The following is a 21269-nucleotide window of genomic DNA, read 5'->3' on the forward strand; positions in this document are numbered from 1 at the left end:
AAGACGCGGTGGTGTTCATCGTCCCGATAGCGCAAAAGCATGGCCGGGTAAATTTGTTCCCGCACCGCATCATTTTTTAGATGAGGGCGTGGAACAAATGTCGCAGTCGCTAATCAGGGCACGATCGTTTCTGTGCCTAAATGATTGGGATCAGCGACGAATGGCGGCCGTTGCCAGTCCGGCGAAAATCAATGCTCCACCGCCTGCCCGCTGTGCCCAGGCTTGTGCCCGTGGCGAGCGCAACAGTCCGCCCGCGCTCGACGCCGCCCATGCATAGCAACCGTCGGTCAGCGCCAGCACCAGCACGAACGTCGCCACCAATATTCCGGCCTGGGACCAATAGGGGCGCTGCGGATCGATGAACTGCGGGGCGAAGGCAGCGAGGAACAGGATCGTCTTGGGGTGGAAGGTGCCGACGCCCAGATTGCCCAGAAAGGCGGCGCGCGGCGAAATCAGGCGCGGGCGAATCGCCACCGCATCGGCGTTGCGCGCGCGCCAGAGCCCGATGGCGCCGACCGTGATCAGATAGGCCGCACCCGCCCATTTCAGCAGCCCGAACAGAAAGGACGAGGCCGCCAGCACCGCGCCCATGCCCAGCAGGCTGGCGGTCGAGGCGGCCAGATTGCCGAGCATCAGCCCGCCGACCGAGGCAAAGGCGGTTCGCCGTCCGGATCCGATCGCATAGCCCAGGATCGCCGCGACGCCGGGACCGGGGATCAGCCCGATGACCAGGGTCGCCGCGACAAAGGCGAACCACAGGTCGGGGCGCATCAGCGTCCGCCGTCGCGCCGGGTCAGCGCCGCGACGCAGCTCGCCCGGTCGATCGAACTGCCATCGGGCTCGCGCGCGTCCAGATAGGTGACGCGCGGCTCGGCCCCGTCCTTGGGATAGAGATAGGCGTCGAGGACGCAGAAGCTGCCCAGGAACTGCAATTTGCGCGCGGCACCTTCGCGGACATCGGCATCGGGCGTGCCGAACAACTTGGTCAGCCCGGCGGCGTCCTGTCCGATCACCCGCTCCAGCCCGACATTGGTATAGGGAACGGGCACCGGGGCCATGCCGCCGCTGCGCACTGGCGCGGCAGTCTGCGGCACCGTACAGCCCGCCAGCAATGTCAGGCCCAGCAGCGGCAGCGCGATGAGGCGGGTCACGCCTGTCTCCTGTGAAAGAAATGAGTCGCCATGCTCGCCCCCAGGACGGGTGCGAGCAGATTAAGTCCCGGAACCACGAACAGGGTGGCGACGGCAAGCCCCAGCAGGAAGCGCGCAGGCCCGGTCGCCTTGCGCCAGCGACGCATGGCGGCGCGGTCCATGTGCCGCGCCGCCACCATGTCGCCCAGGTCGCGCGACAACAGCCAGGCATTGACCAGCAGGAACGCCGCCGCCGTGCCGACGCCGGTCACGAGCAGCACGATGTACAGGGGCAGCAGGATCAGATTGACCGCGATGACCCGCGCAGCCGAACCCAGACCCATGGCCGTGCCGCGTGCGAAGGAAACCGGCCTGCCGCTCGCCAGCGCATGCGGGTAATGCCGCGCCTCGACCGCCGCGACGATATCGTCGGCGAACACGCCCACCACCGCCACCGCGACCGCGCGAAAGGCCAGCCACAGCGCCATCAGTTCGACGACAAGGGTGAAGGCGGCCGACCATCCGTCCGCCTGTGCGCCCAGCCATCCGGTCAGCGCCGCGCGCATGCCGTACCACAAGGCGATGCCCGCCAGCGCGAAGACGCCCAGCGTCACGCCCAGCGAACGGATCAGCACCCGGCGGATCGCCGGATCGCCCAACTGGGCGAGCGACAGGAAAAAGGCGCGGATCATGGCTCTTCGATGGCGCGGGCGGCATGGGCAAGTCAATGCGGTACGGGGCCGTACGGCGGCTCCCTTGCGCGGGGGTAGCGTGCTGACTAGGGCGGCGACATCACAGCTTGTTTCCCGGAGTCCGTATCTTGACCAACCCCACTTACGACGTGGTGGCGATCGGCAATGCCATCGTCGACATTCTCAGCCCGGCCGAGGATGATTTCATCGCCGAGAACGGCATGACCAAGGGCGCGATGCAGCTCGTCTTTTCGCCGGAAGAAGCCGACGCGCTCTATGCCAAGATGGGTCCCGGTCGCGAGATTTCGGGCGGGTCGGCCGCCAACACGCTGGCGGGCATGGCCGCGCTGGGCGGCAAGACCGCCTTCATCGGCCAGGTCGCCGACGATCAGCTGGGCGAGGTATTCAGCCACGACATCCGTGCGGCGGGCGTCAAGTTCGACACGCCGGTGCGTCCCGGCCAGCCGACCACCGCACGCTGCATGATCTTCGTCAGCCCCGATGGCCAGCGGACGATGAACACCTTCCTCGGCGCCTCGCACTATCTGCCCGCCGAAGCGCTCGACAAGGCGCTGATCGCCGATGCGGCCTATCTGTATATCGAGGGCTATCTCTGGGATCCGGAAGAGCCGCGTGCCGCGATGCGCGCCGCCATCGGGGTCGCCCGCGCGGCGGGCCGCAAGATCGCCTTCACCGCCTCGGCCGAGTTCGTAATCGACCGCCACCGCGCCGATTTCCATGCACTGATCGACGGCGGCATGATCGACGTGATCTTCGCCAACGAGACCGAGATCGTTGCGCTGACCGAAACGGCGGATGTCGAGGCCGCGATCGCCTCGCTGAAGGACAAGGTCGAGACGCTGGTCGTCACGCTCGCCGAAAAGGGTGCGCTGGCGCAGCGCGGGGACGAGCGCGTGACCGTGCCCGCCCATCCGGTCGACAAGGTGGTCGACACCACCGGCGCGGGCGACCTGTTCGCGGCGGGCTTCCTCTATGGCCAGACGCATGGCCATGACCTGAAGGCCTCGCTGACGCTGGGCGCGGCCTGCGCGGCCGAGATCATCAGCCATTTCGGCGCCCGGCCCCAGGTCGACCTCAAGGCCCTGGCCGCCAGCCTCTAATCCCAATCCTCCCCAAGCCGTGCTTGGGGAGGGGGACCATCAGAAGGATGGTGGAGGGGCCAAGCCCCAAAGCAAAAGGCCCGGAGGATCGCTCCTCCGGGCCTTTTCTGTGTCTCCGCGAAAGCCGGATCAGCGATCGAGCGGCTTGGCGACCTCCGGCTGCATCGCGGGATCGTCCACCACATCGACGATGCCACGCCCGACATGGCTGCGCTTGCGGCTGTAGAGGAAGTAGATCGCGAGACCCACCGCGCCCCAGCCCGGCAGGACCAGGATCGCGACCAGCGGCAGCGAGAAGTACAGATACGCGCAACCGATCATCGCGGCGGGCGCGACGACGAACACGGCGGGGGTGCGGAACGGACGCTTGCGGGTCGGATCGGTCTTGCGCAGCACCATCACCGACAGCGCCACCATGAAGAAGGCAAACAGCGTGCCCGAGTTGGAATAGTCCGCCAGCTTGCCGACCGGCAGGAAGGCCGAGGCGAGCGTCGCGGCGATGCCGGTCACGATCGTAACCACGTGCGGCGTGCGATAGCGCGGATGCACCGAGGCCAGCTTTTCGGGCAGCAGGCCGTCGCGTGCCATGGTGAAGAACACGCGGGTCTGGCCGAACATCATCATGAGCACGACCGACGGCAGCGCCAGCGTGGCGGCCAGGCCGATCAGGTTGCCGATCTTTTCCCAACCGATGGTGCGCAGGACATGCGCCAGCGCCTCACGCGAGCAGGACAGCGGCTCGGTCGCGCCGCTGGCGACGATCGCCTTGCACTGCGCGGCCAGTTCCGACGTGCCCGGCGACAGCACGACACCGGCGGCGTCGCGCACCGGCTGTGCGCCCAGCGGCGAACCGATCGCGCCCGCCGACACCAGCAGGTAGAAGACCGTGCAGAATAGCAGCGAGGCGATCAGGCCGATCGGCACGTTGCGCTGCGGGTTCTTGGTCTCCTCGGCGGCGGTCGACACCGCGTCGAAGCCGACATAGGCAAAGAAAATCGATGCCGCGGCCCCCGCCACGCCGGTCAGGCCGGTCGGCATGAACGGCTCGAAATGCGCGCCGTTGATGACCGGCACCGACAGCGCGATGAACAGGGTCAGCGCGGCGACCTTGATCGCGACCAGGATCGCATTGAACCGTGCGCTCTCGGTGGTGCCGATGACCAGCAGCCAGGTGACGAGCAGCGAGATGATGACGGCGGGCAGGTTGATGTAACCGCCCGACGACGGGCCGTTGACCCATTCCATCGGTATGTCGATGCCCAGCAGGTTGCGGAGCTGCCCCACCACATAGCCCGACCAGCCGACGGCGACGGCCGACGCGCCGACCGCATATTCCAGGATCAGCGCCCAGCCGACCATCCAGGCCAGCAGCTCGCCCATGACCGCATAGGTATAGGTGTAGGCCGAGCCCGCGACCGGCACCATCGAGGCCAGCTCGGAATAGCACAAGGCCGCCACCGCGCAGACGAAGCCCGCCAGCACGAAGGACAACATCATCCCCGGCCCCGCCTTCTGAGCGGCTTCGGAGGTGAGAACGAAGATGCCCGTACCGATGACGGCGCCGATACCCAGCATGGTGAGCTGGAACGCGCCTAGCGATCGTTGCAGCCCCTTCTTCTCGGCGGTCGCCAAAATGGCGTCCAGAGGCTTAACGCGCCCGAAAATCATGAATGTCCAATCCCCCCGAGGGAAGGGCGGCCCCGACTTGGGACACGCCCGGCGTTTGGTGAATGATCCGGGAAGTTAGCTGCAATTTTATTACGCGCAATCCCTAAGGTGCGTGGGATGCGGTCGGGTGCTGTATTAAAGCCCCTCTCCCGGCAGGGGGAGGGGTTGGGGAGGGGCAAGAGCCACGGACGATGCTCTCTGTGAGACCCCATTCCCTCCCCCATCCCCTCCCGCTTGCGGGAGGGGCGTGCTAGGTGGCTCGTTCAGCGCGCCAGCATCGGGCCGAGCGGCTTGCCTGCCAGGATATGGACGTGAAGGTGCGGCACTTCCTGCCCGGCGTCCGGCCCGATATTCGCCAGCAGCCGGTATCCCGGCTCGACCGCGCCTGCCTCACGCGCGACATGACCGACCGCGCGGACGAAACCGGCGATCTCCGCTTCGCTGGCGCGGCCTGCGAAATCGTCCCACGACACATAGGGGCCGCGCGGGATCACCAGGATATGGGTCGGGGCGTGCGGCGCGATGTCGTGGAAGGCGACCGCCCACTCGTCCTCATAGACCCGCCGGGACGGGATTTCGTCGCGCAGGATCTTCGCAAAGATATTCTGGTCGTCATAGGGCAGGGTGGCGTCGATCGGCATCGAAACTCTCCAGGGGATCAGCGGGGTCGGGCGGCCTTTTCGTCATGGCCCGACACGCCCTCGCGCCGCGCCAGTTCGGCGCGAACGTCGTCGAGCGTGTGGCCGGTATCGGCGAGCAGGACGATCAGGTGGAACATCAGGTCGGCGGCCTCGGACACGATCTTGTCGGGCTGGGCCATGGCGGCGATGACCGTCTCGACCGCTTCCTCGCCCAGCTTCTGCGCGATCTTCGGCCGCCCCTTGGCGAACAGGCTGGCGGCATAGGAGGTGGCGGCATCGCCCGCATCCCGGCGCGCGCGGATCGTGGTCTCGAGGCGGTCGAACATGTCCATGACGGCGTGGGTGGCGCGGGGAAGCGCTGACGTCAATCCTTGCGGTTGCGGCGGCGCATCAGGTGGCGGAGCAGCCAGACCGCACCGATCGCGAAGACGAACAGGCCGATGTCGGACCATTCGGGATGACGGCGCGGCTGCGGCGCTCCGGTATGGGCGGTGGCGGCGGTCAGGATGGCGAGCGGCATGGAGGCGGTCTAGCAGCGTGTCGGGCTTGGGTCATTCGGGGGTTTATGATTCACGCGAAGACGCGAGGCCGCGAAGATTTTTTGGTTCGCGCGAAGGCGGGGAGACGCGGAGGGTTTGGGTAATGGTCGGGCGCTGGCCTGCACCTCTCACGGGTTGAGCGTCTTCCGATCGATGGCCCCCCAAACCTCGGTTCAGCCTGCGCAAAGTCGAAGGCCAAGGGATCACAGCGCCACTGGCCCGAGCGCGGAGCGTGCGCTTCGACTTCGGTGCTTCGCACCGAAGTTCATCCTGAGCGGCTGGCTTGCCAGCCCGCCGAAGGACTTAACGTGAACGGAGGTGGGGTTCAGGTGGTGAGCGTAAGACGCATTCCAGCCGTGTCGAGAGCCCATCGCTAACCCCACAACCAGACTCTTCGCGCCTCCGCGTCTCCGCGCGCACCAAAAAATCTTCGCGTCTCCGCGCCTCCGCGCGTAAATCAATGCGCCCGAACCGGCACTCCCGCTGCCGCCAGCGCATGATGCGCATCGGCGATTGATGCGTCACCAAAGTGGAAGATCGACGCCGCCAGCACCGCCGAAGCGTGCCCGTCGCGCACGCCCGCGACCAGGTCGTCCAGACCGCCGACGCCGCCCGACGCCACCACCGGCACGCTGGTCCGGTCGGCGATGGTACGGATCAGATCGAGGTCGTATCCGCCCCGCGTCCCGTCGCGATCCATCGATGTGACCAGCAATTCGCCTGCACCCAGTTCGGCCAGACGCAGCGCATGTTCGACCGCATCGATCCCGGTCGCGCGCCGCCCGCCATGGGTGAACACCTCCCAGCCATCCGCCGTCCGCCGCGCATCGACGCTGGCGACGCAGCACTGGCTGCCGAATCGCTCGGCGATGTCGGAAACGACCTCCGGGCGGCTGACGGCGGCGGAATTGACCGCCACCTTGTCCGCACCGGCCAGCAGAAGCGCGCGCGCATCCTCCGCCGTGCGCACGCCGCCGCCGACGGTCAGCGGCATGAAGCACACCGCCGCCGTCCGCCGCACCACGTCCAGGATGGTGCCCCGCGCCTCATGGCTGGCGGTGATGTCGAGGAAGCACAGCTCGTCCGCGCCCGCCGCGTCATAGGCGCGGGCCTGTTCGACCGGATCGCCCGCGTCGATCAGGTCGACGAAGTTGACGCCCTTGACCACCCGGCCATTGGCGACGTCGAGGCAGGGGATGACGCGCGCGCGGACGGTCATGCGGCCGCCGCCACCGACAGCGCCGCCGCCAGATCGAGCCGCCCGTCATACAGCGCGCGGCCGGTGATGACGCCTTCCACGCCGTCCTGATGATGAAGCGCCAGCATATGGATGTCGCCGATCCCCGCCACGCCGCCGCTGGCGATGACTGGGATACGCACCGCCCGCGCCAGATCGACTGTCGCAGGCACGTTGCAGCCCTTGAGCATCCCGTCGCGGCCGACATCGGTGAAGAGCAGCGAGGCGACCCCCGCATCCTCGAACCGGCGGGCCAGATCCTCGACCGAGACGGTCGACACATCGGCCCAGCCGCGCGTCGCGACCATGCCGTCCTTGGCGTCCACCGCGACGACGATGCCGCCGGGATAGGCCTTGGCCATGTCGCGCACGAAATCCGGATTCTCCAGCGCCGCCGTGCCGATCACGACGCGCGAGACGCCCAGGTCGAACCAGCGCTCGACATTCTCCGGCTTGCGGATGCCGCCGCCCAGCTGGACATGGCCCGGAAAGGCTTTGACGATCGCCTGCACCGCCTCGCCATTGACCGACTCGCCCGCAAAGGCGCCGTCCAGATCGACGACGTGCAGATGCTGGGCACCCGCCTCGGCGAACAGCATCGCCTGATGGGTGGGATCGTCACCATAAACGGTGGCGCGGTCCATATCGCCCTCGGCCAGACGCACCACTTGGCCGCCCTTCAGGTCGATGGCGGGGAAGACGATCAGGCTCACGGATGCCACTCCAGGAAACGGGTGAGGAAGGAGAGGCCATAACGCTGGCTCTTCTCGGGGTGGAATTGCGCGCCGACCACCGTGTCGCGGCCGATCGCGGCGGTGACGGGGCCGGCATGATCGGTGGTCGCCAGCACATGCTCGCCGGTAAAGGCATAGCTGTGGAGGAAATAGGCCTCGCCCGGCACGATCAGCGGATGATCGCTCACCGGCCGGACATCGTTCCAGCCCATATGCGGCACCTTGGCCGACGGGTCGGCGAGGACGAGTCGCGTAACCCGGCCGGGAATCCAGCCCAGGCCCCGATGCTCGCCCATCTCGTCGCTGGCGTCGGCGAGCAACTGCATACCGACGCAAATGCCCAGGAACGGCCGCGCGCGGGTGAGAGCGGCGTCGCGGAGCGCCTCCTCCAGCCCGTCGACGGCGCGCAGGTTCGCCGCGCAGGCCCCGAATGCCCCGACGCCCGGCAACACGATCCGGTCCGCCCTGGCGATCACGTCCGGGTCGGCGGTGATGACGACATCGCTTGCCCCCGCCGCGCGCAGGGCATTGTCGACCGAGTGGAGATTGCCCGACTCGATGTCGATCAGCGCCAGCGTCACAGCATGCCCTTGGTCGAGGGAATCGCGTCGGCCTTGCGCGGGTCGATCTCCACCGCCATGCGCAGCGCGCGGGCCAGGCCCTTGAAGATGCTTTCGGCGATGTGATGGTTGTTGTGGCCGTGCAGCAGCTCGACATGGAGCGTGATGCCCGCCTCCTGCGCGAAGCTGTGGAACCAGTGTTCGATCATCTCGGTCTGCAGCGTGCCCAGCATCGGGTTGGTGAACGGCACCTTCCACACCAGCCAGGGCCGCCCCGAAATGTCGAGCGCGGTGCGGGTCAACACCTCGTCCATCGGCGACAGCGCCTCGCCGTAGCGATAGATGCCGCGCTTGTCGCCCAGCGCCTTGGCAAAGGCCTGTCCGATCGCCAGCGCGCTGTCCTCGGTCGTGTGGTGCCCGTCGATATGCAGGTCCCCCTGAACCTTGACCGACAGGTCGATCAGCGAGTGCCGCGACAGCTGGTCGAGCATATGGTCGAGAAACCCGATGCCGGTGGCGTTCTGATAGACGCCGGTGCCGTCGAGATTGACGGTGACGTCGATGACGGTTTCCGCGGTGGCGCGGTGGACGGTGGCGGTGCGCATGGCCTCCCCATAAACACCTATCCGTCCCATGCAATCTTGACCCGCGATCAAAGGCCGCTAGTCCAAGGGATATGACCGAAGGATTGCCCGACAGCCTCATCCCCTATGACGACATCGTGCAGGAGGCCCTGCGCGCCGTGGTGGGGCGTGTGCTCGGCCCGGTGGCGGAGACGGGGCACCTGCCCGGCACGCACCATTTCTACATCACCTTCAAGACGCAGGCGCCGGGTGTCGACATCCCGCAGCGGCTGGTCGAGCGATTCCCGGACGAGATGACCATCGTCCTGCAGAATCGCTTCTGGGACCTGACGGTGGACGAGAATCGCTTCTCGGTCGGCCTCAGCTTCAACCAGGTGCCGTCGAAGCTGGTGATTCCCTATTCGGCGATCACCCGTTTCCAGGACCCCGAGGTTCAGTTCGAGCTCGGCTTCCACGTCGCCGACGATCCGCAGAGCGATCCCGATCCGCACGGCTCGGCCGAGAATGACGAGCCGGTCGCCAAGCCGGTCGAAGACGGCAGCAACGTCGTCGCGGTGGATTTCAAGCGAAAGAAGTAAGTCTCTTGGAATTCCTCCCCTTGCAGGGGAGGTGGCAGGCCGAAGGCCTGACGGAGGGGTGTCACCCTATCGAGAGCGGGACACCCCTCAACCATGCTGCGCATGGTCCCCCTCCCCTTGCAGGGGAGGAAGAGAAAACAGCTCACTCCTCCCCGCGCAACGCCTTCAGGAAAAAGGCATATTGCCGCCGCATGGCATAAGCCATCGGCCCGGTGCTGCGCCCCGCCGTATGCTCCCCGCCGGGGATGACCAGCAGATCGAAATCCTTGTCCGCCTTGATGAGGGCATCGACCACCTGGGTCGTGCTGGCAGGATCGACGTTGGAATCCTGTTCGCCGACGACCAGCATCAGCTTGCCCTGTAGCTGCTTGGCGTGGACCACCCCCGAGGCGTCGAGATAGCTCCGGTCGACCGGATAGCCGAGCCACTGTTCGTTCCAGTCGATCTTGTCCATCCGGTTGTCGAAACACCCGGCATAGGCGACCCCGGCCTTGTAGAATTCGGGGTGGAAGAGCAGCGCATTGAGCGTGCTCTGCCCGCCCGCCGAGCCGCCATAGATGCCGACACGGGAAATATCGACGCCGGGATCCTTGGCCGCCAGCGCCTTCATCCAGGCGATTCGGTCAGGAAAGCCGCTGTCGGCCAGGTTCTTCCAGGCGACATCGTGGAACGCCTTGGAGCGATTGGCGGTGCCCATGCCGTCGATCATCACGACGACGAAGCCAAGGTCGGCGAGCTGCTGCATCCCCATGACCTTGTCGCCGCCGGAAAATCCGCCGAACGGCCAGAACGCCTTGGGCACGAAACTGTCGTGCGGGCCCGCATAGATGTTCTCGATCACCGGATAGCGCTTGGCGGGATCGTAATCACGCGGGCGGACGACCAGGCCGTAAATATCGGTCTTGCCGTCACGCCCCTTGGCGGTGAAGCGTTCGGGCGGACGGAACCCGGCGGCGGCCAGTGCGGTGATGTCGCCCTTTTCCAAAGTCTGGATCAGGCGACCGTCGCGCGCGTCGTGCAGCTCCATCGTTTCAGGCAAGTCGGTGCGCGAATAGACGTCGACATAGGTCGCCATGTCGGGGGCAAAGCGGACCTCATGGGTGGCATTCTCAGCCGTCAGCCGGGTCAGGTTGCGGCCGTCGAAATCGACCCGGAACCAGTGTTTGTAATAGGGGTCCTCGCCGGGCACGAAGCCGCTGGCCGAAAACCAGATCTGCCGCTTTTCGTCGTCGACGTGCACGATGTCGCGGACCAGCCAGTTGCCCTTGGTGATCTGGCGCACCACCCGACCGGTCGCGCCGTCGACCAGATAGAGATGCCGCCATCCGTCGCGCTCCGACGCCCAGAGGATTTCGCGGCCCAGCCCCTTCACGTCATGCGACCAGATGCGGTCGCGGAAAACGAAGCTCTTGGCGGTCTCGGTCACGGCGGCGTGCGCCCGGCCGGTTTCGGCATCGACGGCGATGATCTTCGTCTCGCCGAAGCCGCGCTTCAGGTCGTTGAAGGCGAAGCTCCGGCTGTCGGCCCTCCATTCGGGGGCGGAGAGGGTGTAAGCGCCCGCGAACAGGCTGGGGTCGATGTCGGTGCGCGTCCCGTCCGAAATCCGGAACAGCACGGGTGCTTCCTGATCAACGGCATCGCCGGGCTTGGGATAGAGTTGCTGGACGACCTCCGGCTGCACCTTGCCCGGCGGCGCGGCGAGCACACGCGTGATCATGCGGGCATAGCCGGGGCGGACGCGCTGGAGCGCGATGTGCTGGCCGTCGGGGCTCCAGGCGATGGTCTCGGGGTCGTAGAAATTGGCGGGGCTGCCGTCCTGGGACCGCCAGACCTCCTTGCCGCCATTGGCTGCCCGCACGACCAGATTGTCGTCGAGGACCAGCGCCTCCAGCCTGCCGTCTGGTGACAGGCGGGGGTGGTTGTCGGCGGCTACGCGCAGGTCGCGCACCACGCCGAAGCCGCGCGGACGGCTGGCGTTTTCGGGCGGGAGGACCGCACAGACCGGCTGGACGAGGGTGCAGCGATAGACGGTGTCGTCATAGCCGATCGAGAAGCGGATCGCCGAACGATCGGGCGAATAGCTGAAATGCTCGAAGGGCAGGCGCAAGGGAGCGATGGCCTCACCCGTCACCTTGCCGAGCGCTGGCGCCAATGCGGCGGCGTCGAAGGCGGGGGCTTTTGCGCGGGTGGCGGCGTCCACATCGACGAATGCAAAGCCCCCCGCCACGGTCTTGCGGTAATGGAAATGCCGCCCGTCCGCGTCCCACTCGGCGGGCGAGGCGATGTCGCGGGTCAGCCATTGCCACTGGTCGCGAAGCGCCAGCGACCGGGCGATCCGGTCGGGCACGGTCTGCGCGGCGACCGGCGTCGTGGTCAGCAACAGGGCAAGCGTGAACAGTCTCTTCAACGCGCCGCTCCGATGGTGAAGCTGTAGGTCAGCGGCTGGAGCGCGATACGGTAAGGCATGTGCGCACGGCCATCGAGATTCCAGCCGGTATCGCCGCCGACCCCGACCTGGGCGGCGTCGATCAGCAGCGTACCGTCGCCATGCGGGCGGATGTCCGAGCTATGCGCCTGCGCGGGCGGCTTCATGGCGAGGTCACTGTACGGGAAGGGCAGGGCGTTGACCGACAAGGGCTGCGCGCCCGTGACGCGAAGACCCGTGCCGGTGCCGGTCAGCTGAATCCAGCGCACATCGGTCTTGTTGCCGCTCTCCTGCGGCCGGGCATAGTCATGGAATTGGTCCGCTAGCTTGCCGTCCCAGCGCGCGATCATCGCGCCGGTCTTGCGGTCGGCATAGCTTTCCCACGGACCCCGCCCGAACCAGCTGACGTTCGTGAATTGCTGCCCCGGCGTCGCGAAGGCGAGGCCGACGCGCAACGGATCGGGCAGCGTCATGCGCAGCGGCACGAAGCGCACCGTCGCGGTCGCCGCGCCGTCCGGCGCCATGGTCCAGCGGGTCTGCATCTTGACCGATCCGACGCCCATGTCGTGATCGACGATGATGGCATTGCCTTCCTGCCGGATGGCGTCGAGGCGACGATGGTCGGAGAAGTATTGCCACATCGCATGGCTCTTGGGCACGCCCGCGCCCACGTCATTGTCGGTCGGCGAGCGATAGAAATTGGGCGTGCCGCCGGTCAGCAGCGTCTTGCCGTCACGGGCGTAACGGCGGACGAGGCCGGTCGTCCGGTCGATCTCCAGCACGGCATTGCCGGCCTTCAGCGTCATCGCATCGGCGCTCTCCTCCGGCGCTACGACCCCGGCGGGGATGGCGGCGAAGACGGGGGCGGAGAGCGCGAACTGTTCCCAGCCGATGACCTGGCCTGCGGGCAGCGGCGGGATCGCGCCCGCTTTGGTCCGTGCGCGCAGGATCAGCGACCGTTCGGCGGTGGCGTCCTTCGCAGGCGGCAGGGTGAAGGACAGCGGTGCGGCCTGGCCGGCGGCGACCGAAGGCGTCGCGATGCTGCCGCGCGCCGTCTCGACGCCATTCTCCAGCACCGTCCAGTCCAGCGTGAAGCGCGACAGGTCGATATGGTCGTGGCGGTTGACCACCTGCCAGCCAGTGCCTTCATGGGTGAAGTGGATCGGCGACTGGACATGCGCCATCTCGTAATATTCGGGATCGGGCGTCCGGTCGGATTGGATCACGCCGTCGCCCACGGGGCTGTCGTCGCCGTGCAGCCCCGCATCCTTGGGATCGGGATCATAGTCCAGGCCCTGCCCCCAATAGGGGCGGCCATCCTTGTCCTTCAGGATCATCGTCTGGTCGACCCAGTCCCAGACGAAGCCGCCTTGCAGCTTGGGATATTTGCGGAACGTCTCCCAATAGCCTTGGAAGTCGCCCAGGCTGTTGCCCATCGCATGGGCATATTCGCACAGGATCAGCGGCTGGGTGAATTCGGGGCGGGTGGCATAGTCGGCCAGCTTTTCGACATCGTCATACATGGGCGCGAAGATGTCGACATACGCATTGGTCGGGTGCCGCCAGCCGCTCATGCTGTAGCCGAGGAAGTTGATCAGCCGCGTCTTGTCATGCTCGCGGACCCATTTCGCCGCCGCCTCGAAATTGGGTCCGACGCCGCTCTCATTGCCCAGCGACCAGAAGATGACCGAGGGGTGGTTGCGGTCGCGCTCGACCATCCGCTGCACCCGGTCGAGATGCGCGGCGGCCCATTCGGGCTTGTGGCCCAGGTTCAGGGTCGGATCACCCTTTTCCTGGGTGAGGCTTAAGTAGCCGTGGCTCTCGATATTGGCCTCGTCCATCACGTACAGGCCATATTCGTCGGCCAGATCATACCAGCGCGGGTCGTTGGGATAGTGCGAGGTGCGGACCGCGTTGATGTTGGCGGCCTTCATCAACTCGATGTCCTTGCGCATCGTTTCCTCGGACACGATGCGGAAGGTACGGGGATCATGCTCGTGGCGATTGACGCCGCGGATCATGATTCGCTTGCCGTTCACCCGGACTTCGCCGCCCGCCACCTCGACGGTGCGGAAGCCGATGCGGCGGCTGGTCGCCTCGATCAGCTTGCCCTTGGCGTCGAGCAGTTCGACCAGCAGCGTGTAGAGATTGGGGTCCTCGGCGCTCCAGGTCTTCACGCCCGGCACCTCGGCGGTGATCGTCGCGCTGGTGCCGCTGGGCGTCGCGGTCCGGGTCAGGACCGTCCGCTTGCCGTCGAGCAGCGTCGCGCGCACGGCGACAGCCTGCGCCGCCCCCGCCAGATCGACCTGGGCCGACAGCGTGCCGTCGCGATAGTCATGGGTCAGCCCGGCGTCGATCGTCAGGTCGCGGATATGCGTCTGGGGCGCGGCATAGAGGGTGATCGACCGCTCGATCCCGTTGACGCGCCAGAAATCCTGATCCTCCAGATAGCTGGCGTCCGCATGGCGATAGAGTTCGATCGCGATGACATTCTTGCCCGGCCGGGCGGCACGGCTGATGTCGAATTCGGTGGGGAGCTTGGAGTCCTCGGAATAGCCGATCTTCTGGCCGTTGACCCAGAGATAATAGGCCGCGCCCGCCGCACCGATGTTCAGCAGCAACCGGCGTCCGGCGAAATGCGCGGGCACCGTGAAGTCGCGGCGATAGGAGGCGACCTCGTTCAGCCGGTGCTCGATGAACGGTTCGTTGCGGGGAAAGGGATAGCCGCTGCCGACGAAGACCGGTCGGCTCAAACCCTGTGCCTGGAGGATGCCCGGTACGGCCACTTCGCGCCAAGTCGACACGTCGCGGGCCGGGTCTTCGAAGCCGACCGGGCGTGCCTCGGGATTGGGGGACATATGCACCCGCCACAGGCCATCGAGCGAGAGGTGATAGCGTGACCTGGCCACATTACCGGCCAGCGCGGCGGCACGCGACTCGAATCCGGCAAAGCTGGTGTGCATCGGCTCCGCGCCGATATGGTTGACGGCGGGGTTCTCCCAATCCGGCCGGGCGGGGGCGGTTTGGTCAGGGGCGGCCTGGGCGGCCGCGGCTCCTGCCATCAGGACGGACATGCTCGTGCTCAGCCAAAGCCTGGTGCCGGTCTTCATCCTGTCCTCCTGTCCCGCATCGCGGACAATGCTATATTATACGGAATACGAATGCAAAGCCCGGCAATGATGCCTTGCCAATCATGATACAATGTATCAATAGGCGCTCATGGTCGATGACGCATCCCTGTCCCGCAGCCATCATGGCCGGTTCCGGCATATGGACGCCCTGGCCATCTCCGCCTCGACCCTGTGCCTGATCCACTGCCTGGCCCTGCCCGTGCTGATCGCCTTTCTGCCCGCCATCGCCGAATGGGCCGATCTGGGCGAGGTGTTCCATATCGTCATGCTGGCGCTGGCCGTACCGCTCAGCGGCCTGACCCTGTTTGGCGGATGGCGGCGGCACCGGGTCGTCTTCCCGATGATCGCGGGGACGGTCGGCCTGATCCTGCTGATGCTCGGGCTGGCGTTCGAGGGGCGGGGGATGGGAACCGCGCTGACCGTGGCGGGCGGGCTGGTGCTGACGGTCGCGCATGTCGCCAATCTGCGCGCCACCAACCTGCACCGACTGATGACCCTGTAACGAGGACGTGGTGCCCATGTCGAACGCTGTCGCCCGCGCCATCGCCGCCGCGCTGATCGGCATGGCCTGTACCGGCGTCATGGCCCAGCCGCGGGAAGGCGACGAGCCGCCCCGCTATCTGCCCGCCCCCGGCTTCGACCTGCTGGCCATATTGCCGCCCGCACCCAGGCCGGACGATGCGCGGGGGCGGGCCGACCGGGCGATCTTTCGTCAAACCCGCCCGTTCGTCGGCTCGCCCCGCTGGGCGATGGCGACCAACGACGTGAAGCTGGGCGAGGTCGATATGGCGCGCGATTTCTCCTGCGCGCTGGGGATCGCACTCACGCCGCAGAACGCGCCCGCGACGATGCGGCTGATCGACGGCGCAGGTTCCGACACCGCGCGCGGATCGGGCATCGCCAAGCGCTATTACAAGCGCCAGCGCCCCTATCTGATCGATCGCGGCCCGACCTGCCAATCGGCGAGCGAGTTGCAGGGCAGCTATGACTATCCTTCGGGCCACACCACGGCGGGGTGGACATGGGCGATGCTGCTGGCCGAGATCGCCCCCGACCGCGCCGCGCCGATTCTGGCGCGGGGGCGGGCCTTTGGGGAAAGCCGGATCGTCTGCGGCGTGCACAATGCCAGCGCGGTCGAGGCGGGGCGTCTGTCGGCCACCGTGACGCTGACCGCGCTGTCGCAGAGCCCGGCCTTCCAGCGCGACCTGGCCGCCGCGCGTGCCGAAGTCGACGCGCTGCGCCGCGACCCCGCCACCCTCCGCCCCGATGCCGCCGCCTGCCAGCGCGAGGCGGCCTTGGTATCCCAACCGATTTTCTGATCCCCGCCCCTTGACCACCCGGCGCGGTTTCGCGCAGGCGCGCAGCGATTAAGCAAAGCGTCTGGCGGGAGAATGGAATGACCGAGGCACAGGATCGGATCGTCGCAGGGGTCGAACTGGGCGGTACGAAATCGATTGTGTTGATCGGGCGCGGGCGCGACATCCTGGTGTCCGAACGCCTGCCGACCACGACCCCCGCTGTCACCCTGGCCGCTTTGCGCCAGCGCCTGGCCGAATGGCACGAGCAATATAAGCCCGAGGCGCTGGGCATCGGCAGCTTCGGCCCGATCGCGCTCGACAAGACCGATGCGGACTATGGCCATATGCTCGCCACGCCCAAGCCGGGCTGGGCGGGCGCGGACGTGGCGGGTGCGTTGTCCGAGGGCTTTGGCGAGCGCGTCGCGATCCATACCGACGTGACCGGCGCGGCGCTGGCCGAGGGGCAGTGGGGCGCGGCGCGCGGCCTGTCCGACCATGTCTATGTCACGGTCGGCACCGGCGTCGGCATGGGCATCATCGTCAACGGCCAGCCGGTGTCGGGCCGGATGCACCCCGAGGCGGGCCATGTCCGCGTTCGCCGGATGGCAGGCGACGATTTCGCAGGCGCCTGTCCGTTCCATGGCGACTGCCTGGAAGGATTGGTCGCAGGCCCCGGCATTGCGGCGCGAGTCGGTCGCCCGGCGCAGGAGCTGACACAGGACGATCCCGCCTGGACCTTTGTCGCGGATGCGCTGGCGGAGAGCTTTGCCGGGCTGTTCCTGACGCTGGCATGCGGTCGCATCGTGATCGGCGGCGGCGTGGGCGTGGGCCAGCCGCAACTGCTCGACATGGTGCGTGCCGCGACGGTCGAAAAGCTGTCGGGCTATCTCCCCTTCGTCAACGCGGCGGAAGTCGCCAACCGCATCGTCCATGCCCAGCTGGGCGACCAGGCCGGGCCGCTCGGCACGCTTGCGCTGGCACGCACGGTGCTGGACTGACGTGAATCCTCCCCGGCACGGGGAGGGGGACCATGCGAAGCATGGTGGAGGGGCGTGCGGCCAGGTATGACCAGCGTGGAAGCCCCCCTCCGTCAGGCCTTCGGCCTGCCACCTCCCCGTGCCGGGGAGGATGAGATTCTGCTGTCCTACAACGAACCGATATGGTTCCTCCTGCCCCGTAACGGGGGGAGAGCATCATGGGGCAGGGGGACGAAGCACGCGTCGATGCGATGATCACGCAGGTCATTGCGCGCGAGGGGGATTATAGCGACCATCCCGCCGATCGCGGCGGCGCGACGCGGTTCGGCATTACCGAGGCGGTGGCGCGCGCGGATGGCTATGCGGGGCCGATGCGCCGCCTGCCGCTGGCCCGGGCCGAGGCCATTTACCGCCGCCTCTACTGGACCGCGCCCGGCTTCGACCGGGTGGCCGCGCGTGCGCCCCGGCTGGCGGAGGAGCTGTTCGACACCGGCGTCAATATGGGGCCGAACGTCGCGACCGCGTTCCTGCAACGGGCGCTGAATGCGCTCAATCGCGGGGCGCGCGACTATCCCGATCTGGCGGCGGACGGGCGGATCGGAGCGGCGACGCTGGCCGCGCTTGACGCCTTCCTTCGCCACCGGGGCGCTGCGGGCGAAGTCGTGCTGCTCAAGGCGGTCGAGGCATTGCAGGGCGAACGCTATTTGACGCTCGCCGAGCGGCGTCCCGCCAATGAGGCGTTCCTCTACGGCTGGCTCGCGGACCGGCTGTCATGAGCGGCGAGCCGGACACCGACCTCTGGACCCGCCGGGCGCGACCGACTTTTCTTTATGTCATGTACGCGCTGCTGCTCTGGAGCATCCCGATGGGGCTGCTGGCGGGCGTGCGGCCGGGCATGGCGGCGGCGATGGTGCGCGGCATGGCACAGTATCTCGCCGCTATCCCAGAGCCGCTCTATGCGCTCTTCGGCACCGGCTATCTGGGCTATACCGTCGCGCGCGAATGGGGAAAGTCGCGTCAGTAGAAGCGCTTGAGCGTCAGCATCCGGTCCTGTCCGTCGCAGGTTCGCAACACGACCACCGTGCCCGGCTTGCCCACCGTCCAGCGGGCGACGGGGCTGTCGACATAGTCGCGCGGGATGGGCTGTCCGTCGATGGCGCAGATCGTGTCGCCCTCGCGCCAGCCGCTCGCCGCCGCCGGGCCGCCGCGCATGACGTGCAGCACGCGCAGACGATCGCCCGCCACGCCCATCAACAGCCCGGCGGTCGATCGCTGGGCGGGCATGTCGGCCTGGGGACCGGGCTTCAGGATCATCCGGCCCGCGCCGGAGTCGAGCAGTACGCGATAGCGTTGCAGGAAGCCCGATCCGATCCGCCCGGCCGCACCGACCGACTCGCTGAAGCCCTGGGCCGGTTCGACCCGCACCTCCACCTCATGCGCGGTCAGGCTGCCCAGCCGCACGCTCGGCACGATGGCCAGATCGTTGACCGTCGGCCCCGCCAGCCCGAAGCCGATCGCGGTGGTGGTCGGCAACCCGGTCAGCCTCGCCGCGCGCCAGCCCGCCTGGGTAACGGTCAGCGCGGAGCCGTCGCCGGTATCGACGATGACCGGGGACAGCTTTGCCGCGCCAAGCCCGATCATGCTCTCATAGACGCGCCGCTCGGTCGACACGGTCAGCGGGGCGCTGGCGCCGGTAAAGGGCATGCGACCCGACGGGATCAGGCGAAACCGCTTGGCGGCATAGTCGATGTCGAGCGCATGCGGCGCCAGCAGGTCGCGCCCGACCAGCAGGTCGACCGGCGTCGCATCCCCGGTCGCAAGTGCAGGCAGCGGCGCGACCACCACCCCGCCGCCCTTGCGGGTCAGCCCGCCCAGCGACAGGCTGCGCGTCGGCATCCACCCGATCGCCACCGCCCCGCCGATCGCGCTGGCCTGTCCACCGGGCCGCACCTTGGCCCTGGCGGCGATGGGTGAGGCCTGGGACAGCAAGGTAAAGCTGACCCCGGTATCGAGGATCGCGCTGACCTTCTGCCCGTCGATGGTCATGGCGAAACGGATCTGGTTGCCCGGCGTTAACTGAAACGGAATCCACCGCTCCTCGGCATCCGGCGCAAGCGTTGAAACCCCCGGATCGCGCGCGGCGGCGGCGACGACATCCTCCTGCGCAGGGGCCGCCTTGGGCTCGCGGGGCGCCATCATCGCGGCGGTCAGCAACAGGGGGACGGGAAGCAGATAGAGCAGGGAACGCATCACGCCCCAACGCCTAGCGAAGCGCGAAGCTGCGCGCGAGGTGGCGTGCGCAGTATCGGAAAACGCGCGAGGCGGGCGACGTCATGTCGATCCTCTAAAGACACGCCTCCAGCAGCGCCTTGTCGAAGCCGAACTGCTTGGCCTTGTCCAGCGTATAGGGGCGCAGGCCCGACGAGCGATATTCGCCAATGATCTTTCCGTCGGTGCCTTCGTCCAGATATTCGAAGGCGAACAGCTCCTGCGTCACGATCACCGGACCCTCCATGCCGATCACCTCGGTGATGTTGGTCACGCGGCGGCTGCCGTCGCGCAGGCGCTTGACCTGGACGACCATGTCGACCGAGTCGGCGATCTGGCGGCTGATCGCTTCCTTGGGCACCTTGATGTCGGACATCATCACCATATTCTCCATGCGGGCCAGCGCCTCGCGCGGAGAATTGGAGTGGAGGGTGCACATCGACCCGTCATGGCCCGTGTTCATCGCGGCGAGCAGGTCGAAACATTCCGACCCGCGGATTTCGCCCAGGATGATCCGGTCGGGCCGCATGCGCAGGGCATTCTTGACGAGGTCGCGGATGCTGATCTCGCCCTGGCCCTCCAGATTGGCGGGGCGGGTTTCCAGCGGCAGCCAGTGCGGCTGTTGCAGGCGAAGCTCGGCCGCGTCCTCGATCGTCAGCACGCGCTCGCCCGGGTCGATCATCTTGGACAGGGCGTTCAGCATCGTCGTCTTGCCCGAGCCGGTACCGCCCGAAATGACGATGTTGAACCGCGACGCCCCCGCGATCTTCAGCAGCGTCGCCATGTCCTCGCTCATCGATCCGCCGTTCGCCATCATGTCGAGCGTGATCGGCTTGGCGGAGAATTTGCGGATCGAGATGGCGGTGCCGCGAAGCGACAGAGGCGGCACGATCACGTTGACGCGGCTGCCGTCCTTCAGGCGGGCGTCGGCCAGCGGCGTGGTCTGATCGACGCGGCGGCCGACCGAGTTGACGATTCGCTGCGCGACCTGGAACAGATGCTCCTCGTCGCGGAAACGGATATTGGCCAGCTCCAGCCGACCCTTCCGCTCGACATAGGTCTGCTCGGGGCCGTTGACCATGATGTCGGTGATGTCGGCATCGGCCAGCAGTTCCTCGAGCGGCCCCAGGCCCAGAAGCTCGTCGACCAGCACCTTTTCCAGCGCGAACTGTTCGCGCCGGTTGAGCGTCAGCTTCAGCTCGGCCAGCACCTCGCCGATGATCGGACGGAATTCCTCGGCCAGTTCGTCCTTGCCCAGAGTCGCGGCGGCTTCCGGGTCGACGCGTTCGAGCAGGCGGGGAAGGACCTGTTCCTTGATGCGGTGGATCGACGCCTCGAAGCCTTCGCCGCGTGCCGGGGTCGGATCGACGGAAGCGGCCTGACGTTCGGCGAGGCGCTGCATCGCGTCGGCGGCCGTGCCGGGCGCGGCGATCGCGCCTTCCAGGGCGGAAAGCGGCGGGAATTGCGAGCCGCCACCGGGCGCGGGCGAATCGGGATCGGGGCGCGTGACGGGACCGGGGCCGTGCATCGGACGTGCGACGCCGAAGGCCGGGCGCCCACCGCCTGCGCTTCCCAAACCCTGACGGCGACCGAACGCACTCATCCCGACATTCCCCATGGCATCCGGCGATTCCCTAAATGCCAAGATTTACCATATGCCTAACCGATCCCGGTTGCAGGCGGTGG

The 21269-nt window shown here is 67.3% G+C and carries 22 protein-coding genes; 7 read left to right on the plus strand and 15 right to left on the minus strand.

The annotated features are described in order from the left end of the window. Positions 1-150: 150 nt before the first annotated feature. The 3 genes from ACQR50_RS02925 to ACQR50_RS02935 are packed head-to-tail and all read right to left on the minus strand — an operon-like array spanning position 151 to position 1822. Positions 151-771, minus strand: a complete 621-nt coding sequence (locus ACQR50_RS02925) for a LysE family translocator (protein ID WP_428969726.1) — start codon at positions 769-771, stop codon at positions 151-153. Then, the gene (locus tag ACQR50_RS02930; RefSeq protein WP_428969727.1) at positions 771-1151 is read right to left on the minus strand and encodes a hypothetical protein; all 381 of its coding nucleotides are present in this window, start codon (positions 1149-1151) and stop codon (positions 771-773) included. The genes ACQR50_RS02925 and ACQR50_RS02930 overlap by 1 nt, the downstream gene beginning before the upstream one ends. Then, complete coding sequence (locus tag ACQR50_RS02935; protein ID WP_428969728.1) at positions 1148-1822, minus strand: EI24 domain-containing protein; 675 nt, start codon at positions 1820-1822, stop codon at positions 1148-1150. Before ACQR50_RS02935 ends, ACQR50_RS02930 begins: the two co-directional genes overlap by 4 nt. Before the next feature lie 128 nt (positions 1823-1950). On the opposite strand from ACQR50_RS02935, the gene ACQR50_RS02940 reads away from it, so the two are divergent. Further along, positions 1951-2943 (plus strand): adenosine kinase, encoded by a 993-nt coding sequence (locus ACQR50_RS02940; RefSeq protein ID WP_428969729.1) that lies wholly within the window; start codon positions 1951-1953, stop codon positions 2941-2943. A gap of 129 nt (positions 2944-3072) precedes the next feature. Here ACQR50_RS02940 and ACQR50_RS02945 read toward each other — a convergent pair whose 3' ends face one another. The 8 genes from ACQR50_RS02945 to hisB all read right to left on the minus strand — a co-directional run bounded on the left by ACQR50_RS02945 (position 3073) and on the right by hisB (position 8927). After that, the gene (locus ACQR50_RS02945; RefSeq protein WP_428969730.1) at positions 3073-4611 is read right to left on the minus strand and encodes an amino acid permease; all 1539 of its coding nucleotides are present in this window, start codon (positions 4609-4611) and stop codon (positions 3073-3075) included. Between the two features lie 263 nt (positions 4612-4874). After that, the gene (locus tag ACQR50_RS02950) at positions 4875-5252 is read right to left on the minus strand and encodes a histidine triad nucleotide-binding protein (protein WP_056430687.1); all 378 of its coding nucleotides are present in this window, start codon (positions 5250-5252) and stop codon (positions 4875-4877) included. 17 nt (positions 5253-5269) lie between these two features. Then, positions 5270-5584: a phosphoribosyl-ATP diphosphatase gene (locus ACQR50_RS02955; protein ID WP_076714945.1), complete on the minus strand. Its 315-nt coding sequence runs from the start codon at positions 5582-5584 to the stop codon at positions 5270-5272. A gap of 32 nt (positions 5585-5616) precedes the next feature. After that, positions 5617-5772, minus strand: coding sequence for a hypothetical protein (locus ACQR50_RS02960; protein WP_168371492.1), 156 nt, complete (start codon positions 5770-5772; stop codon positions 5617-5619). Between the two features lie 476 nt (positions 5773-6248). Beyond that, a complete protein-coding gene (gene hisF, locus ACQR50_RS02965) occupies positions 6249-7010 on the minus strand; it encodes an imidazole glycerol phosphate synthase subunit HisF (protein ID WP_428969731.1) in 762 nt (253 codons plus the stop codon). Continuing rightward, positions 7007-7741 carry a 1-(5-phosphoribosyl)-5-[(5-phosphoribosylamino)methylideneamino]imidazole-4-carboxamide isomerase gene (gene hisA, locus ACQR50_RS02970; protein ID WP_058732180.1) on the minus strand — a complete coding sequence of 245 codons (735 nt, stop codon included), beginning with the start codon at positions 7739-7741 and terminating at the stop codon, positions 7007-7009. Before hisA ends, hisF begins: the two co-directional genes overlap by 4 nt. Continuing rightward, positions 7738-8343: an imidazole glycerol phosphate synthase subunit HisH gene (hisH, locus tag ACQR50_RS02975; protein ID WP_428969732.1), complete on the minus strand. Its 606-nt coding sequence runs from the start codon at positions 8341-8343 to the stop codon at positions 7738-7740. The genes hisA and hisH overlap by 4 nt, the downstream gene beginning before the upstream one ends. After that, a complete protein-coding gene (gene hisB, locus ACQR50_RS02980; RefSeq protein WP_058752125.1) occupies positions 8340-8927 on the minus strand; it encodes an imidazoleglycerol-phosphate dehydratase HisB in 588 nt (195 codons plus the stop codon). The genes hisH and hisB overlap by 4 nt, the downstream gene beginning before the upstream one ends. Positions 8928-8998: 71 nt before the next feature. Between hisB and ACQR50_RS02985 the strand changes: the two genes are divergently transcribed. Next, positions 8999-9484, plus strand: coding sequence for an SspB family protein (locus tag ACQR50_RS02985; protein WP_042486441.1), 486 nt, complete (start codon positions 8999-9001; stop codon positions 9482-9484). Positions 9485-9626: 142 nt separating this feature from the next. On the opposite strand, the gene ACQR50_RS02990 is transcribed toward ACQR50_RS02985, so the two are convergent. Both ACQR50_RS02990 and ACQR50_RS02995 read right to left on the minus strand, forming a co-directional pair. Next, positions 9627-11891, minus strand: coding sequence for a DPP IV N-terminal domain-containing protein (locus ACQR50_RS02990; RefSeq protein ID WP_428969733.1), 2265 nt, complete (start codon positions 11889-11891; stop codon positions 9627-9629). Next, positions 11888-14971, minus strand: a complete 3084-nt coding sequence (locus tag ACQR50_RS02995) for a glycoside hydrolase family 2 TIM barrel-domain containing protein (protein ID WP_428969734.1) — start codon at positions 14969-14971, stop codon at positions 11888-11890. The genes ACQR50_RS02990 and ACQR50_RS02995 overlap by 4 nt, the downstream gene beginning before the upstream one ends. 208 nt (positions 14972-15179) lie before the next feature. Here ACQR50_RS02995 and ACQR50_RS03000 point away from each other — a divergent pair, with 208 nt between their 5' ends. The 5 genes from ACQR50_RS03000 (at position 15180) to ACQR50_RS03020 (ending at position 18339) form a co-directional block, all read left to right on the plus strand. Then, entirely contained in the window at positions 15180-15542 is a 363-nt protein-coding gene (locus tag ACQR50_RS03000) for a MerC domain-containing protein (RefSeq protein ID WP_428969735.1), read from the plus strand. A 16-nt stretch (positions 15543-15558) separates the two neighbouring features. After that, the gene (locus ACQR50_RS03005; RefSeq protein WP_428969736.1) at positions 15559-16359 is read left to right on the plus strand and encodes an acid phosphatase; all 801 of its coding nucleotides are present in this window, start codon (positions 15559-15561) and stop codon (positions 16357-16359) included. A 77-nt stretch (positions 16360-16436) separates the two neighbouring features. Next, positions 16437-17336: an ROK family protein gene (locus ACQR50_RS03010; RefSeq protein WP_428969737.1), complete on the plus strand. Its 900-nt coding sequence runs from the start codon at positions 16437-16439 to the stop codon at positions 17334-17336. A 197-nt stretch (positions 17337-17533) separates the two neighbouring features. Continuing rightward, a complete protein-coding gene (locus ACQR50_RS03015; protein WP_428969738.1) occupies positions 17534-18091 on the plus strand; it encodes a glycoside hydrolase family 108 protein in 558 nt (185 codons plus the stop codon). Then, a complete protein-coding gene (locus tag ACQR50_RS03020) occupies positions 18088-18339 on the plus strand; it encodes a 3TM-type holin (protein WP_056430661.1) in 252 nt (83 codons plus the stop codon). The genes ACQR50_RS03015 and ACQR50_RS03020 overlap by 4 nt, the downstream gene beginning before the upstream one ends. On the opposite strand, the gene ACQR50_RS03025 is transcribed toward ACQR50_RS03020, so the two are convergent. Beyond that, a complete protein-coding gene (locus ACQR50_RS03025; protein WP_428970629.1) occupies positions 18333-19565 on the minus strand; it encodes an aspartyl protease family protein in 1233 nt (410 codons plus the stop codon). The two genes, ACQR50_RS03020 and ACQR50_RS03025, sit on opposite strands and share 7 nt — an antisense overlap. A 94-nt stretch (positions 19566-19659) precedes the next feature. Next, positions 19660-21186, minus strand: coding sequence for a CpaF family protein (locus ACQR50_RS03030; RefSeq protein WP_428969739.1), 1527 nt, complete (start codon positions 21184-21186; stop codon positions 19660-19662). Positions 21187-21269: the final 83 nt, after the last annotated feature.

The sequence above is a fragment of the Sphingomonas sp. Xoc002 genome (assembly GCF_050408055.1).
In the GTDB taxonomy this organism is placed as follows: domain Bacteria; phylum Pseudomonadota; class Alphaproteobacteria; order Sphingomonadales; family Sphingomonadaceae; genus Sphingomonas; species Sphingomonas yabuuchiae.